14 protein-coding genes and 1 pseudogene are annotated in these 14998 nt (G+C 60.1%); 12 read left to right on the top strand and 3 right to left on the bottom strand.

From position 1 onward, the window contains the following. Nucleotides 1–76 precede the first annotated feature (76 nt). The 3 genes from NAC44_RS08285 to NAC44_RS08275 all read right to left on the bottom strand — a co-directional run bounded on the left by NAC44_RS08285 (nucleotide 77) and on the right by NAC44_RS08275 (nucleotide 3295). Nucleotides 77–1459, bottom strand: a complete 1383-nt coding sequence (locus NAC44_RS08285; protein WP_250939942.1) for an LLM class flavin-dependent oxidoreductase — start codon at nucleotides 1457–1459, stop codon at nucleotides 77–79. 29 nt (nucleotides 1460–1488) lie between these two features. Further along, a complete protein-coding gene (locus NAC44_RS08280) occupies nucleotides 1489–2097 on the bottom strand; it encodes an NAD(P)H-dependent oxidoreductase (RefSeq protein ID WP_250939941.1) in 609 nt (202 codons plus the stop codon). Nucleotides 2098–2386: 289 nt separating this feature from the next. Next, a complete protein-coding gene (locus tag NAC44_RS08275; protein ID WP_250939940.1) occupies nucleotides 2387–3295 on the bottom strand; it encodes a LysR family transcriptional regulator in 909 nt (302 codons plus the stop codon). Nucleotides 3296–3425: 130 nt separating this feature from the next. Here NAC44_RS08275 and NAC44_RS08270 point away from each other — a divergent pair, with 130 nt between their 5' ends. The 12 genes and pseudogenes from NAC44_RS08270 to purU form a co-directional block, all read left to right on the top strand. After that, complete coding sequence (locus tag NAC44_RS08270) at nucleotides 3426–4550, top strand: BMP family ABC transporter substrate-binding protein (protein WP_250939939.1); 1125 nt, start codon at nucleotides 3426–3428, stop codon at nucleotides 4548–4550. A gap of 128 nt (nucleotides 4551–4678) precedes the next feature. Next, a complete protein-coding gene (locus NAC44_RS08265) occupies nucleotides 4679–5791 on the top strand; it encodes an ABC transporter permease (protein ID WP_250939938.1) in 1113 nt (370 codons plus the stop codon). Further along, entirely contained in the window at nucleotides 5788–6711 is a 924-nt protein-coding gene (locus NAC44_RS08260; RefSeq protein WP_250939937.1) for an ABC transporter permease, read from the top strand. Before NAC44_RS08265 ends, NAC44_RS08260 begins: the two co-directional genes overlap by 4 nt. Nucleotides 6712–6751: 40 nt before the next feature. Continuing rightward, nucleotides 6752–7456: a biuret amidohydrolase gene (gene biuH, locus NAC44_RS08255; protein WP_250940515.1), complete on the top strand. Its 705-nt coding sequence runs from the start codon at nucleotides 6752–6754 to the stop codon at nucleotides 7454–7456. Then, nucleotides 7453–8994 carry an ABC transporter ATP-binding protein gene (locus NAC44_RS08250; protein WP_250939936.1) on the top strand — a complete coding sequence of 514 codons (1542 nt, stop codon included), beginning with the start codon at nucleotides 7453–7455 and terminating at the stop codon, nucleotides 8992–8994. Before biuH ends, NAC44_RS08250 begins: the two co-directional genes overlap by 4 nt. Beyond that, the gene (locus NAC44_RS08245) at nucleotides 8994–9659 is read left to right on the top strand and encodes a cysteine hydrolase family protein (protein WP_250939935.1); all 666 of its coding nucleotides are present in this window, start codon (nucleotides 8994–8996) and stop codon (nucleotides 9657–9659) included. Before NAC44_RS08250 ends, NAC44_RS08245 begins: the two co-directional genes overlap by 1 nt. Beyond that, nucleotides 9652–9987: a cupin domain-containing protein gene (locus NAC44_RS08240; protein ID WP_250939934.1), complete on the top strand. Its 336-nt coding sequence runs from the start codon at nucleotides 9652–9654 to the stop codon at nucleotides 9985–9987. The genes NAC44_RS08245 and NAC44_RS08240 overlap by 8 nt, the downstream gene beginning before the upstream one ends. Nucleotides 9988–10324: 337 nt before the next feature. Further along, nucleotides 10325–11230: a class II glutamine amidotransferase gene (locus NAC44_RS08235; RefSeq protein ID WP_250939933.1), complete on the top strand. Its 906-nt coding sequence runs from the start codon at nucleotides 10325–10327 to the stop codon at nucleotides 11228–11230. Nucleotides 11231–11388: 158 nt separating this feature from the next. Continuing rightward, a complete protein-coding gene (locus NAC44_RS08230; RefSeq protein WP_250939932.1) occupies nucleotides 11389–12075 on the top strand; it encodes a GXGXG domain-containing protein in 687 nt (228 codons plus the stop codon). A 12-nt stretch (nucleotides 12076–12087) separates the two neighbouring features. Next, nucleotides 12088–13416 carry an FMN-binding glutamate synthase family protein gene (locus NAC44_RS08225; protein ID WP_250939931.1) on the top strand — a complete coding sequence of 443 codons (1329 nt, stop codon included), beginning with the start codon at nucleotides 12088–12090 and terminating at the stop codon, nucleotides 13414–13416. Between the two features lie 84 nt (nucleotides 13417–13500). Further along, the gene (glnT, locus tag NAC44_RS08220; RefSeq protein ID WP_250939930.1) at nucleotides 13501–14808 is read left to right on the top strand and encodes a type III glutamate--ammonia ligase; all 1308 of its coding nucleotides are present in this window, start codon (nucleotides 13501–13503) and stop codon (nucleotides 14806–14808) included. 99 nt (nucleotides 14809–14907) lie between these two features. Beyond that, nucleotides 14908–14998 (top strand): annotated as a pseudogene (gene purU / locus NAC44_RS08215) (formyltetrahydrofolate deformylase); the annotation flags it as partial.

Raw genomic sequence — 14998 nt, 5'->3', positions numbered from 1 at the left:
CGTCCGGGCGCCAAGGGATTGGAATGCGCGTGTACTACCGCTGTCGAAAGCCATGGCAATCTCCTTTTTCTGCGGGTTATTCCGCCGCCTGAACCGAAAGCTCGCCCAGTTCGTTTTGGCCGGGCTTGTGCTGGCCAAGCCTGTGACGGTTGTGCGGATAGGGCAGGCCGAGATTTTCACGCAGGGTTTTGCCCTCATAGGCGGTGCGGAACAGGCCGCGGCGCTGCAATTCGGGAATGACGAGATCGACGAAATCCTCCAGCGCCGTGGGCAGCCATGGCGGCAGAATGTTAAAGCCATCGGCGGCCTCGGTCTCGAACCATTCCTGCAAGGTATCGGCAACGGTTTCGGCAGAGCCGATCACGGTGAAATGGCCGCGGGCGGAGGCAACCCACTGGTAAAGCTGACGGATGGTGAAGCCGTTATCATCGGCAATCTTGCGGATCAGCGCCTGTCGGCTCTGCATGCCCTCGGTCGGCGGCAGCGGCGGCAAGGGGCCGTCGAGATCATAGCCTTTGAGATCGAGCGTGCCGCCGGTCAAGCCGTTGATCAGCGCCAGCCCGTCCTCTTCCAGAATAAGGCTGGTGAGACGCTCGTATTTTTCCCGCGCTTCGGCGTCAGTTCGTCCAACAAAGGGGGAAATGCCGGGCATGATCAGCACATGCTGCGGATTGCGCCCCAAAGCCGCCGCCCGGCTTTTGATGTCACGGTAAAAGACCTGCGCCGTTTCAAGGCTCTGCTGGGCGGTGAAGATCACTTCCGCCGTCGCCGCAGCCAGATCGCGCCCGTCTTCGGACTGGCCGGCCTGAACGATCACCGGATGGCCCTGGGGTGAACGCGGCACATTCAGCGGACCTTCGACCTTGAAATGGGTGCCCTTATGGTTTGTCTTGTGCAGCTTGTCCGGGTCGTAGAATACGCCGCTTTTTTTGTCGCGGATAAAGACGTCATCCTCGAAGCTTTCCCAGAGTTTGCGCACCACCGCGACATGTTCGCGGGCACGCTCGTAACGGAAGGCATGGGGATGCTGCCGGTCGAGATTGAAGTTGCGCGCCGCAGCCTCCGTGGCGGTGGTCACCACATTCCAGCCGGCACGGCCGCCGGAAATCAGATCGAGACTGGCAAATTTGCGGGCAAGGTTGAACGGCTCCTCATAGGTGGTGGAGGCCGTGGCGATAAAGCCGATGTGGCGGGTGAGGGGGGCCAGCGCGGAAAACAGCGTTACCGGCTCGAAACTGGCGATCTTGGCGCTGCCGCCTTCCGAAGTGCCACCACTTGCAGAGGCAAGGCCGTCGGCGAGAAAATAGGCGTCGAACAATCCGCGTTCCGCCGTCTGGGCGAGTTGCCGATAGAAATCGAAATTGGTGGCGCCGTCTTCCGGCTGGTCGGGATGACGCCATGAGGCAATATGCTGGCCGCCACCGGGGAGGAACGCGCCGAGTTTGATCTGTCGTGTCATAGCTTTCACTCCTATTATCGGAAGAGGTGTCAGAGGCTGCTGACGGAAAGGCTCAAAGCCTCGCGTCGCCGGCGAAAATCGGCGGCAACCACCACATCGTGCTGCACCTGTTTGAAGAAGGGAGAAAATTGGCGAACGGCCCGATCGAGCCGGTCATGCACGGCCTCGGTTATGATCTCGCCATCGCACATGTCGCGCTCGCTGACATAGATCGCCGTCGCCAGGCTTTGCGCCTCGAAAAAGGAAAACAGCGGCCGCAGATGCTGCTCGATCATAAGCGCATGCTTTTCACCGCCGCCGGTTGCGGCCAGAAGCACCGGCTTTTCCCGCAGGGCTTCCGGCTCCAGCAGATCGAAAAGATGTTTGAAGAGGCCCGGATAGCTGCCTTTATAGACCGGCGCGGCGATAATCAGCGCCTTTGCCTGTGTCATCTGTTCGACAATATCTCTTGCGCCACCGGAGAGATCGGCCACCGTGCGTGCTGCGGCAAAGCCCGGTCCGAACTGGGAGAGATCAACCACTTTGGAGCGTCCGCCATAAAGGGCAACGGCACGGGAAACGGCCTCTTCGACAAGACTGCGTGTGCGGGAGGGCAGGCTGGTGCTGCCGGACAGGCCAAGAAAATCGAGATGAGACATCGGGCTCTCCTATTTGTCTATCGTTTTTATAGACTAATAGCGAAATGTGACTGCCGTCCATTTCATAATTCGAGGCAAAAACAGCAGAACCAGGCTGAAAAAGCCCGCTGGAAAAGAATGATTACCCTGCCATTTGGCCTGAAATGCTTTTTTGTGAACCGCTTTGGCACGTCATCACGCCGAACAGGAAAACGTGTTCGGCTCAGCAGTTTTTCAGGATATCCCGGCAACACTAAAGCATCGGCCGAAATCCGGTTCCCACGCTACGACCGATGCTTGAGGGATATCGTCAGCACATCTCGAATTCCTGCGCCAGAACGGCGGACAGCTGGGCGGCGAAGCGGGCGGCGGCAACCGGCAGGGTGCGGCCCTTGAGCTGGCCCATATAGAGAACGCCCGCCGGGACATCGCGCCGGTCGAGCGGTCTGGAGACGAGATCGCCCATCATCGTGGTATCGCCAAGGCCGATGGGGATCTGGAAGGAGATGATGTTTTCGGCCACGGCATGGTTGCGCAGAAACTCGAAACTGTCCGACTGCACCACCGGATCAAGCCGGAGCGAAGCCGACTGCACGGCGATATCCAGCAGATGCCGGACACCGAAGGGCGAGGTCGGCACGGTGACCGGGTAGGACAGGCATTCTCCAAGCCGCAGGCTTTCTTTTGCCGCCAGCGGATGACCCTTGCCCATGACGGCATGAACCGGCTGGCGCACCCGGATCAGCGTCATGACATCGGCAAGGCGCACCGGCTCGAAAACGATGGCGAGATCGGCGCTGTGATCGATAAGCGCCTGTTCAGCCGCCTGCCGGTCGCGCAGATTGACGGCGAAGGTGACATGCGGATGATCCTTGCGGTAAAGCGCGATCTGCCTTGGCAGGAAGGTGGACAGCAGCGCCTGGCTGCAGGCAATCGCCACATGACCGCGGCGCACGCCGGAGAGATCGGCGATCTGCGATTTGACCCGCTCCATATCCGAAAGCTGGTTGCGGATATGGTGGATCAGAATTTCCCCCGCCGCCGACAGCCGCACGCCATGGGCCAGCCGCTCGAAGATCGGCACGCCGAGATCCTCCTCCAGCGCCAGAATGCGCCGGTTGAGCGCGGTGGAGGTGATTGCCAGCGTTTCGGCAGCGCCTCGAATGGAGCCGGCTTTGACCACGGCATCGATATAGCGCAATGTTGTGAGGTGTCGCATCGCATGATCCCCGGTTGTGATGCAGATTTTGCAGCGGCCTGACGAAAACATAGCACAAGACAATGGCACAAGACTCTGCATAACTCATGTCAAAGGATAAAACAGCATCCGAAAACATGGGGAACGACCAATGATCAAAACAGGATTTCAAAGCCGCCGCGGGTTTTTGACACAGGCGGCGGGCCTTGCCGGGCTGGCCACGGCCTCAAGCCTTTTGCCCTTTGACAGGGCGCGCGCGGCAGACCTGACCGTCGGCTTCATCTATGTCGGATCGAAGGACGATTACGGCTATAACCAGTCCCATGCCGAAGGGGCGGCTGCCGTCAAAAAAATCCCGGGCGTGACCGTGGTCGAGGAAGAGCGCGTGCCCGAGACGGTGGACGTGCAGAAGACCATGGAAAGCATGATCAATTTCGATGGCGCCACCCTGCTGTTTCCCACCTCTTTCGGTTATTTCGATCCCCATATCCTCACCGTTGCGCCGAAATATCCCAAGATCCGTTTTGAGCATTGCGGCGGTTTGTGGACGCCGAAAGACCCGATGAATGTCGGCTCCTATTTCGGCTATATCGGCACGGGTCAGTATCTGAACGGCATCGTTGCCGGGCATAAAACCAAATCGAAGAAACTGGGCTTCGTGGCCGCAAAGCCCATTCCGCAGGTGCTGCTCAATATCAATGCCTTCCTGCTCGGCGCGCGCGCCGTCGATCCTTCGATCACCTGCCAGGTGATCTTTACCGGCGAATGGTCGCTGGCGGTCAAGGAGGCGGAAGCGGTCAACGCGCTGGCCGATCAGGGCATCGATGTCATCACCTGCCATGTGGACAGTCCCAAGGTCGTGATGCAGACCGGGGCAGGGCGCGGCATGTATCTGTGCGGCTATCACGTCGATCAGAGCCCGCTTGCGCCGGAGAAATATCTGACCGGAGCGGAATGGAACTGGTCCAAGGTCTATCTCGGCATGGTTCATGCGACGCTGAAGGGCGAAACCATCCCCAATTTCGTCCGTGGCGGCCTGAAGGAAGGCTTCGTCAAGATGAGCCCGCTTGGCCCGGCCGTCGATGCGGCAGCGCGCAAACAGTTCGAGGCGACGCTGGCCGAGATCATGAAGGGCGGCTTTGCCGTGATCAAGGGGCCGCTCAAGGATAACAAGGGCAATGTCATTGCCGCAGCAGGCGAGGCCTATGCCGAAACCGACGTCAAGCTGGAAAGCATGAACTATCTCGTCGAAGGCGTGATCGGCTCGACATCCTGACGCAGGGCCTGTCACGTAAAACGGCAATCAGATTTTACGCGACAGCCTGCACATCTCCAGAGGTCTATCGTGTACTGACGCCTTCGTTTGGATCGAGACACGAAATGTTGCAAAAGAAGAGGATGGCGATGAGCACGGATCTAAGCCTTGCAGCCGCCGAAAGGCCGCGCGTGAGCGCCATCCCCGGCGAGCGGGCGCTGCGCCATATCGATGCTGTTCTGCTGCCCCTTTTGGCGCTTGCCGTTGGCATGGGATGTTTTTCGCTGTTTCTTCTGGCGCTCGGCAAGCCACCGGCTGAATTTTTTGCCCTGGTCTACAAGGCGGGTTTCGGCACGGCCTTTTCCTGGACCAACACGCTGTCGCGCGCCGCGCCACTGCTTCTGGCCTCACTCTGCGTGGCGTTGCCCGCCCGTCTCGGGCTGGTGATCATCGGCGGCGAGGGCGCCATCGTGCTGGGTGGCGTCGCCGCCGGGGCGCTTGGCATGCTGGCACCCGGCCTGCCGGGCGGGCTTGGCATTGCCCTCATGGCGCTTGTGGCGGGTCTGACCGGGGCTGTCTGGATCGGTGCCATCGGCGCGCTTCGTCATCTGCGTGGCGTCAATGAGACCATTTCCAGCCTGTTGATGTCCTATATCGCCATTGCCCTGATGCATCATCTGGTCGAGGGGCCGCTGCGCGATCCGGCAAGTCTCAACAAACCGTCCACCGCGCCGCTGCCGTCTTCCTGGCATGTCGGGCTGATCCCCGAGATTGGCGTGCATTGGGGGCTGGCGGCCGGACTGGTTGCTTGCATTGTCTGCTCTATTCTTGTTGAGCGCACCACTTTTGGCTTTGCTGCGCGCATTGTCGGCGGCAATGCCCGGGCGGCCACCATGCAGGGCCTGCCGACCGGTCTTCTGACCATCGGCTTTTGCGCTTTGGGTGGTCTGTGCGCCGGTCTTGCCGGCATGTTCGAGGTGGCGGCCGTACAGGGATCGGCCAATGCCTCGCTGGCGGCGGGCTATGGCTATACCGGCATTCTGATTGCCTTTCTGGCGCGTCACAACAGTCTCGCTATCATACCCTGCGCCGTTCTTCTGGCCGGTTTCGAGGCTTCCAGCGGGTTGATCCAGCGCCGCCTCGATATGCCGGATGCGACGATGCTCGTGTTTGAAGGCATGATGTTCATTCTCATTCTGCTGTCGGAGACCCTGCGCGAAAGGCTCAGCCTGCTCACGCTCATCAAAAGGATCAGATCATGAGCGACGCCATCGGTTTCTGGGGTGTGCCGCTTGCCCTTCTTGCGGGTGCGATCCGGGTTTCGACCCCTTTCATCTTCGTCAGTGTGGGCGAAAGCCTGACGGAACGGTCGGGACGGATCAATCTCGGGCTGGAAGGCATTCTCGTTTTCGGCGCCATGAGCGGTTATGCGGTGGCCTATCTTGCCCAGTCGGCCTGGCTCGGCGTGCTGGCGGCGGCTTTGGCCGGGCTCGTCTTCGGGCTGTTTCACGGCTTCGTCTGTGCATTGCCTAAGGTGAACGATATTGCCATCGGCATTGCGCTGATGCTGTTTGGCACAGGGCTCGCCTTCTTTTTCGGCAAGCCCTTCATTCAGCCGGTCGCGCCGCATCTGCCGGCGATTTCGCTCGGCTTTTGGGCAAAGAGCCCCGAAGTGCGGGCCGCGCTGGAGATCAATGTGCTGTTCATCCTTGGCATCGTGCTGGCGCTTTTTTCCGGCTGGATGCTGAAAAACACCCGCATCGGCCTGACCATCCGCGTGGTCGGCGACAGCGCCGATGCCGCGCGCGCGCTCGGCATCCGGGTTGACCGCGTGCGCCTATGGGCCACGGCTGCGGGCGGCGCGATGGCGGGCATCGGCGGGGCCTATCTTTCGCTCTATTATCCCGGCAGCTGGAATGAAAACATTTCCTCCGGCCAGGGGCTGATGGCGGTGGCGCTGGTGATCTTCGCCCGCTGGAATCCGGTTCATTGCGTCTATGCCTCTCTTTTGTTCGGCGCGGCAGGCGCGCTGGGACCGGCGCTGCAATCCATCGGCATCTCCAAGGGCTATTATCTCTTCTATGCCGCGCCTTATGTGCTGACCCTTGGCCTGTTGATTGCCAACAGCTCGAAAAGCCGTGCGCTCGAAGATGCGCCCGGTGAGCTGTCGATCACCAAATGAGCTTTTCCCGATCTGGAGACCCGCTATGACGACGCCCGTTATGACGCAGCCTGCAACGACGACACTTGAGGCCGATCCCTATCGCTGGCCCTATAATGGCGCTTTGAGGCCGGACAATACCGCGCTGATCATCATCGACATGCAGATCGATTTCTGCGGTGAAGGCGGCTATGTCGACAAGATGGGTTATGACCTGTCGCTCACCCAGGCGCCGATCGAGCCGATCCGTCGCGTGCTCGCCGCCATGCGCGCCGGGGGCTATCACATCATCCATACCCGCGAGGGGCATCGACCAGACCTTGCCGATCTTCCGGACAACAAGCGCTGGCGCTCGCGCCAGATCGGCGCGGGCATCGGCGATCCCGGCCCCTGCGGGCGCATTCTGGTACGCGGCGAACCGGGCTGGGAGATCATCGATGCGTTGAAGCCGCTTGCCAGTGAGCCGGTGATCGATAAGCCCGGAAAAGGCTCGTTTTACGCCACCGATCTCGAACTCATCTTACGCACACGCGGCATCGACAATCTGATCCTGACCGGCATCACCACCGATGTCTGCGTGCATACCACCATGCGCGAGGCCAATGATCGCGGCTTTGAATGCCTGCTGCTCGAAGACTGCTGCGGCGCGACCGACAGGGGCAATCACGATGCGGCAATCCGCATGGTAAAAATGCAGGGCGGCGTCTTCGGCGCGGTCTCGGACAGCAAGACCCTGATTGCGGCACTGATGGAGGGGCCTGCATGAACCATGTTGTCGACAGGCATTACCAGGTGCCGGAAAGGGGGCTTGCGCTGGAAACGCTCGGCATGACCATGCGTTTTGGCGGCTTTACTGCATTGAACACTGTGTCGATCAAGGTGGCGGCCGGGTCGTTTCATGCGCTGCTTGGCGAAAATGGCGCCGGAAAATCGACGCTGGTCAAATGCATCATGGGCTTTTACCGGCCAACAGCCGGGCAGTTGATGCTGGAGGGGCGCGAGGTGGAGGTTGCCGATCCGCGCGCCGCCCATGATCTTGGCCTTGGCATGGTCTATCAGCATTTCACGCTGGTGCCCTCGTTGACGGCGGCGGAAAATCTCGTGATCAGCCGCGCCGACACCAGCCAGCGCATCGACTGGAAGCGCGAGCGCGAAAGGCTTGCCGCCTTCATGGCCGAGATGCCGTTTTCCGTGCCGCTTGACCGGCCTGTCGGACGGCTGTCTGCGGGGGAAAAGCAGAAGCTGGAACTGTTGAAACAGCTCTATCTCGGTCGCCGTTTCCTGATCCTCGATGAGCCGACCTCGGTGCTCACGCCTGCCGAAGCCGATGAACTGCTCGGCATGATCCGCGCCATGACGCAATCAGGTGCGCTCACCTGTCTGATGATCTCGCATAAATTCCGCGAGGTGACGGCCTTTGCCGATGAGGTCTCGGTGCTGCGGCGCGGAGATTATGCCGGTGGCGGCAAGGTAAGCGATCTTTCCACCGCCGATATGGCAGCGATGATGATCGGCGACAAGGAATTGCTGCGCCCGGCAACACGGCAGAAGATGCAGGGCGAAAAAGTGTTGCAGATGACCGGTGTGAGCGCGCCCGACCGCTCCGGCCTGAAGCGCATCGTCATCGACGATCTTGCGGTGAAGTCCGGTGAAATTCTTGGCATTGCCGGGATTTCCGGCAATGGTCAGGTGGAGCTGATGCAGATTCTGGCAGGCGAGCGGCGGATCGTCGAGGGTGATATCCGGGTCAAGAACCGGCCTTACCGGGCAGGGCGGGCCGAGCAGCGGGCGCTCAATGTGCGCTATCTGCCGGAAGAGCCGCTGAAAAACGCTTGCGCGCCGACCATGTCGGTGGCGGAAAACATGTTTTTCCGCGATTTCGACATGCATGACGGCAGGCGGCAGATTTTTCTCGACAAGCGCCGGATGCTGCGCGAGGCGGCACAGCGTGTGCGTGACTTCAAGGTCAAGACGGCCTCGCTTTTTGCCCCGATTGCCGGGCTTTCCGGCGGCAATGTCCAGCGTGCGGCGCTCTCGCGCGAGCTGTCGGGCAAGGTCGATCTGCTGCTGATTGCCAATCCCTGTTTCGGTCTGGATTTTTCCGCCGTCGCCGAAATTCGCGCCCGCATCATGGCGGCGCGCAATGCCGGTGCGGCCGTGCTGCTGATCAGCGAGGATCTCGACGAAATTCTCGAACTCTCCGACCGGATCATCGTCATGTCGGAAGGCAGGCTGGTGTATGAAACCGCCGCCGCCAAGGCAGACACCGCCGTCATCGGCAGCTATATGGCAGGGCATCACTGATGGGAAAGATTGCCGCTAGACCCTTCGATTTTCAGCTTGAGCCGGACAAAACCGCGCTGATCATCATCGACATGCAGCGAGATTTCGTCGAGCCGGGCGGCTTTGGCGAAACGCTGGGCAATGATGCCAGCCGGTTGCAGGCGATCATTCCAACCGTGGCGCGGCTGCTCGACGGTTTTCGCCGCGCCGGTCTTCCCGTCATCCACACCCGCGAATGTCACCGGCCCGATCTCTCCGATTGCCCGCCAGCCAAGCGCAATCGCGGCAATCCGACACTGAGGATTGGCGATGCGGGGCCGATGGGCCGCATTCTGGTCTCCGGGGAAAAAGGGGCTGGCATCGTGCCGGAACTTGCCCCCATCGACGGAGAAATCATCCTCGACAAGCCGGGCAAGGGCGCTTTCTACGCCACGCCGCTAGGTAACATTCTGGCCGAAAAAGCCATATCGCAACTGGTGTTTGCCGGTGTGACCACGGAAGTTTGCGTGCAGACGACGATGCGCGAGGCCAATGACCGTGGCTTTGACTGTCTCCTCGCCGAGGATGCCACGGAAAGCTATTTCCCTGAATTTAAAAAGGCCACCATCGACATGATCACCGCTCAGGGTGCGATTGTTGGCTGGGCCGCCGCCACATCTCTTATTCTGGAGGCGCTTCATGACTGAAACAGTGACATTGAATGGATTTTTAAGCGGCGGCTGGCGTGATCTGGCCTTTGAACATTTTCGCGACGGTGTCGATATCTGCCGGCTTGTGCGGGGCGAGCCGGAACTGGCGCTCCTGCGCTACAGGCCCGGCGCTGAAGTGCCGAAGCACTATCATCCGGGGTTGGAAACCATTCTGGTGCTGGAAGGCTCGCAAAGCGATGAAAACGGCCTCTATACCGCCGGAACACTGGTGACCAATCCCGAAGGCACGGTGCATTCCGTCCAGTCCGAAGAGGGCTGCGTGGTGCTGATCCAGTGGCAAAAGCCGGTAAAGCTTTTGGAGTGAGGGGCTTGCATGGGTTTTGTCTGAGACAAGCGCAAACCGGTTTTCTCACCAGGACCAGAATACACAAACACATTGACTGTCTGCCTGGTTTGAGCGCGACACACAGGTTCACAGCAGGTCATCTCTTTCGCCATGTTCGCAGGAGGGAGCGAAATTCATAGACCCTTCCATGGCCTGTCGGCCCAAGAGAATTGCCTTAAAAGAAAAAATTATTCTTACGGATTGATTTCAGACGTGTCGGGTGCTAGCTCTTGGTCATGCATGAATATCATGCGGCCTGACGCGAAAGCCGGTTCCTCTTTTGCGTGGCCGCTTGTGAAAACAGGAGAGGGCGGCCATGTGCGGCATTGTTGGATTGTTCCTGAAAGATAAAAGCCTCGAACCTCAGCTCGGCACGCTCTTGTCCGACATGCTGATCATCATGACCGACCGAGGACCGGATTCAGCCGGCATTGCCATTTATGGCGGAGCCGCTTCCGGCAAGGGCAAGGTCACGGTGCAGTCTGCGGCACCCGATGTGGATTTTTCCGGGCTTGAAGAGGCGCTGGCTAAGGCCGGTTTCACTGCTTCCGTCACGGTGAAAAGCACCCATGCGGTGATCGAGGTTGCCGCGGAACAGGTGGTGGAGCTACGTGAGGCGCTCGGCACCCTTCGGCCTTCCATCCGTGTGATGGGTGCAGGTGAAAGCGTTGAAATCTTCAAGGAAATCGGTCTGCCGAAGGATGTCGTCGCCCGTTTCGGCGTGCGCGCCATGGGCGGCACCCATGGCATCGGCCATACCCGCATGGCCACCGAAAGTGCTGTGACGACGCTGGGCGCCCATCCCTTTTCCACCGGCTCGGATCAATGCCTGGTGCATAATGGTTCGCTGTCCAACCACAACAATCTGCGCCGGGAACTGATTCGTCAGGGCATGACCTTCGAGACGCAGAATGACTCTGAAGTGGCTGCGGCCTATCTCACCGCCGAGATGGAAAAGGGCAAGGATCTGGGCGAGGCGCTGACCGGCGCGCTTTCCGATCTCGATGGCTTCTTCACCTTCGTTGTCGGCACCCGCACCGGCTTTGGCGTGCTGCGCGACCCGATTGCCTGCAAGCCCGCGGTGATGGCCGAGACGGATCAGTATGTCGCCTTCGGCTCGGAATACCGGGCGCTGGTCAACCTGCCGGGCATCGAGAACGCCCGCGTCTGGGAGCCGGAACCGGCCACAGTTTATTTCTGGGACCACGAAAAAGCAGCCTGAGAGACTGTTCGATCATCATCGCTGGCGGTCTGCAAATGGCAATTTCTGCGCGCACCTAGGCTCACATACGTGAGTAGGCTCCGCTCCGGTTCCCGCAATCACCATTTTCGCCTCGCCATCGGCAAGTCTTGAACAGTCTCTACCTTGAGGGATTTATAATGCCTGTGTTCGATCTTTCTCATACCCCGCTGCGGGAGCTGAACAGCGCGCTGCACAATCTTGGCGCCGGTGCCAATGATACGGCTTTCGAAGTGGTCAATCCGCGCGGTGCGCATTCGGTCGCCGTCGGCATTGACAGCCCCGTTACCGTCGAGGTCAAGGGCTCCGTTGGCTATTACTGTGCGGGCATGAATGACGGCGGCACGGTCACTGTCCACGGTTCAGCCGGGCCCGGCGTTGCGGAAAACATGATGTCCGGTACGGTCGTGATCGAAGGCGACGCCTCACAATATGCCGGTGCAACCGGGCGCGGCGGGCTTCTCGTCATCAAGGGCAATGCGGCGTCCCGCTGTGGCATCTCGATGAAGGGGATCGATATCGTCGTTCACGGCTCCATCGGCCATATGTCGGCCTTTATGGGCCAGTCCGGCCATCTGATCGTGCTGGGCGATGCCGGTGAGGCGCTGGGCGACAGTCTTTATGAGGCGAAACTCTTCGTGCGCGGCACGGTGAAAAGCCTTGGCGCCGACTGCATTGAAAAAGAGATGCGGCCCGAACATCTGGAAAAGCTGGCCGAGCTTCTGGAAAAGGCGGGCGTGACCGGCGTGAAGCCGGAAGAGTTCAAGCGCTATGGCTCTGCCCGCAAGCTTTACAATTTCAACATCGACAATGCCGAAGCCTATTGAGCGGAGCGAGAGATGAGCTATCAGAACCCGAACACGCCGCCGCGCAAATCCGCGACCTTCGATGATTATACACTGGCTGAAATCCGCCGTGCGGCTGCCACCGGCATTTACGATATCCGCGGTGGCGGCACAAAGCGCAAGGTGCCGCATTTCGACGATCTCCTGTTTCTCGGGGCCTCGATCTCCCGTTATCCGCTGGAAGGCTATCGCGAGACATGTGACACCTCGGTGGTGCTCGGCACCCGCTTTGCCAAAAAGCCGATCAAGCTGAAAATCCCGATCACCATTGCCGGCATGAGTTTCGGCGCGCTGTCGGGCAATGCCAAGGAGGCGTTGGGTCGTGGCGCGACGCTGTCCGGCACCTCGACCACCACCGGCGACGGCGGCATGACGGATGAGGAACGCGGCCATTCGCAGACACTTGTCTATCAATATCTGCCCTCGCGCTATGGCATGAACCCGAAGGATCTGCGCCGCGCCGACGCCATTGAAGTGGTGGTGGGCCAGGGGGCAAAACCCGGCGGCGGCGGTATGTTGCTCGGCCAGAAAATTTCCGACCGCGTGGCCCATATGCGCAATCTGCCGAAGGGCATCGACCAGCGTTCGGCCTGCCGCCACCCGGACTGGACCGGGCCGGACGATCTGGAAATCAAGATCCTCGAACTGCGCGAAATCACCGATTGGGAAAAGCCGATCTATGTGAAGGTCGGCGGTGCGCGGCCTTATTATGATACGGCGCTTGCGGTGAAGGCCGGAGCCGATGTCGTGGTGCTGGATGGCATGCAGGGCGGCACGGCGGCAACGCAGGATGTGTTTATCGAACATGTCGGCATGCCGACACTCGCCTGTATTCGCCCTGCCGTGCAGGCGCTGCAGGATCTCGGAATGCATCGCAAGGTGCAACTGATCGTCTCCGGCGGCATTCGCTCCGGGGCCGATGTGGCAAAAGCCTTGGCATTGGGTGCAGACGCCGTCTCCATCGGCACGGCGGCGCTGGTCGCCATCGGCGACAATGACCCGAAATGGGAAGAGGAATACCGCAAACTCGGCTCCACCGCCGGTGCCTATGACGACTGGCACGAGGGCAAGGATCCGGCGGGCATCACCACGCAGGACCCGGAACTGGCCGCGCGTCTCGATCCCGTTCTCGCCGGTCGCCGCCTTGCCAATTATCTCAAGGTGATGACGCTTGAGGCCCAGACCATTGCGCGTGCCTGCGGTCATAACCGGCTGCACAATCTGGAGCCGGAAGATCTTTGCGCGCTGACAATGGAAGCCGCTGCCATGGCGCAGGTGCCGCTGGCCGGCACCAGCTGGTATCCCGGCAAGGGAGGTTTCTGAATTTCGGTGTCCGCGCATGCCTCCCAAGGGCGCGGACATTTTTCATCTAACATGTGTCCAAATCCAGAAAATCAGGGGAACGACGTGACACAGGATCTTGCAGCATTCGCCGCCGAGCGCGGCATCAAATATTTCATGATCAGCTATACCGACCTCTTCGGTGCGCAGCGCGCCAAGCTGGTACCGAAAGAGGCCATTGCCGACATGCAGAAGGACGGCGCGGGCTTTGCCGGTTTTGCCACCTGGCTGGACCTGACACCTGCCCATCCCGATCTTTTCGCCGTGCCGGATGCCTCTTCCGTTATTCAGCTGCCGTGGAAAAAGGATGTGGCCTGGGTCGCTGCCGATTGCGTGATGGACGACAAGCCGGTGGAGCAGGCGCCGCGCGTGGTGCTGAAAAAACTGGTCGAGGACGCCGCCGCCATGGGGCTTCGTGTGAAGACGGGTGTGGAGCCGGAATTCTTTCTGATCTCCGCCGATGGCAGCACAATTTCGGATGAATTCGATACGGCGGAAAAGCCCTGCTATGACCAGCAGGCGCTGATGCGCCGCTATGACGTGATCGCCGAGATCTGCGATTACATGCTGGAACTGGGCTGGAAGCCCTATCAGAACGACCATGAGGATGCGAACGGTCAGTTCGAGATGAACTGGGAATATGACGATGCCCTGAAGACGGCTGACAAGCATTCCTTCTTCAAGTTCATGGTCAAATCCGTGGCGGAAAAGCATGGGCTTCGCGCCACCTTCATGCCCAAACCCTTCAAGGGGCTGACGGGCAATGGCTGCCATGCCCATATTTCCGTCTGGGATAGCGAGGGAAAGACCAATGCCTTTGCCGACAAGGAAATGCCCTTCGGTCTGTCGGCAAAGGGCAAGACCTTCCTCGGCGGCATCATGAAACATGCCTCAGCGCTTGCCGCCGTCACCAATCCGACGGTCAATTCCTACAAGCGCATCAATGCCCCGCGCACGGTATCCGGCGCGACATGGGCCCCGAACACCGTGACCTGGACGGGCAATAACCGCACCCATATGGTGCGCGTGCCGGGGCCGGGCCGCTTCGAGCTGCGCCTGCCGGATGGTGCGGTCAATCCCTATCTGCTTCAGGCAATCATCATCGCCGCGGGCTTGTCCGGCATGAAGAGCCATGCCGATCCGGGTCCCCATCACGATATCGATATGTACCGCGAAGGCCATCTGGTGAAAGACGCACCGAAACTGCCGCTGAACCTTCTCGATGCGCTGCGCGCCTATGAGGCTGACAGCGCATTGCAGGCGGCTTTGGGAGCGGAGTTTTCATCCGCTTATCTGAAGCTTAAGCAGCAGGAATGGAACGCCTATTGTTCGCATTTCACCCAGTGGGAGCGCGATAGCACGCTCGATATCTGAGCTTCCGGGAAATTCATGATGGCATCAAACCATGCACCGCAGGCTTGCCTGTCGGTGCATTTGCGACAGTGTGGCCAAAAGCGGCCGAGGGACAGGACGATGACGAGCTATGTGTTGACAGTGACGTGCAAATCGACACGCGGCGTTGTTGCGGCGATATCCGGTTATCTGACCGAAAAGGGCTGCAACA

It is taken from the genome of Allorhizobium sonneratiae, assembly GCF_023700755.1.
Taxonomy (GTDB): domain Bacteria; phylum Pseudomonadota; class Alphaproteobacteria; order Rhizobiales; family Rhizobiaceae; genus Allorhizobium; species Allorhizobium sonneratiae.
Note: the sequence above shows the minus strand (reverse complement) of the source record. Positions and strands in the feature narration are given on the sequence as shown.

Coding starts and splice junctions, on each gene's coding strand:
- NAC44_RS08250 (WP_250939936.1), top strand. CDS start 7,453: ATGAACCATGTTGTCGACAGGCATTACCAGGTGCCGGAAAGGGGGCTT.
- NAC44_RS08230 (WP_250939932.1), top strand. CDS start 11,389: ATGCCTGTGTTCGATCTTTCTCATACCCCGCTGCGGGAGCTGAACAGC.
- NAC44_RS08270 (WP_250939939.1), top strand. CDS start 3,426: ATGATCAAAACAGGATTTCAAAGCCGCCGCGGGTTTTTGACACAGGCG.
- NAC44_RS08280 (WP_250939941.1), bottom strand. CDS start 2,097: ATGTCTCATCTCGATTTTCTTGGCCTGTCCGGCAGCACCAGCCTGCCC.
- NAC44_RS08245 (WP_250939935.1), top strand. CDS start 8,994: ATGGGAAAGATTGCCGCTAGACCCTTCGATTTTCAGCTTGAGCCGGAC.
- NAC44_RS08225 (WP_250939931.1), top strand. CDS start 12,088: ATGAGCTATCAGAACCCGAACACGCCGCCGCGCAAATCCGCGACCTTC.
- NAC44_RS08265 (WP_250939938.1), top strand. CDS start 4,679: ATGAGCACGGATCTAAGCCTTGCAGCCGCCGAAAGGCCGCGCGTGAGC.
- NAC44_RS08275 (WP_250939940.1), bottom strand. CDS start 3,295: ATGCGACACCTCACAACATTGCGCTATATCGATGCCGTGGTCAAAGCC.
- NAC44_RS08235 (WP_250939933.1), top strand. CDS start 10,325: ATGTGCGGCATTGTTGGATTGTTCCTGAAAGATAAAAGCCTCGAACCT.
- biuH (WP_250940515.1), top strand. CDS start 6,752: ATGACGCAGCCTGCAACGACGACACTTGAGGCCGATCCCTATCGCTGG.
- NAC44_RS08285 (WP_250939942.1), bottom strand. CDS start 1,459: ATGACACGACAGATCAAACTCGGCGCGTTCCTCCCCGGTGGCGGCCAG.
- NAC44_RS08240 (WP_250939934.1), top strand. CDS start 9,652: ATGACTGAAACAGTGACATTGAATGGATTTTTAAGCGGCGGCTGGCGT.
- NAC44_RS08260 (WP_250939937.1), top strand. CDS start 5,788: ATGAGCGACGCCATCGGTTTCTGGGGTGTGCCGCTTGCCCTTCTTGCG.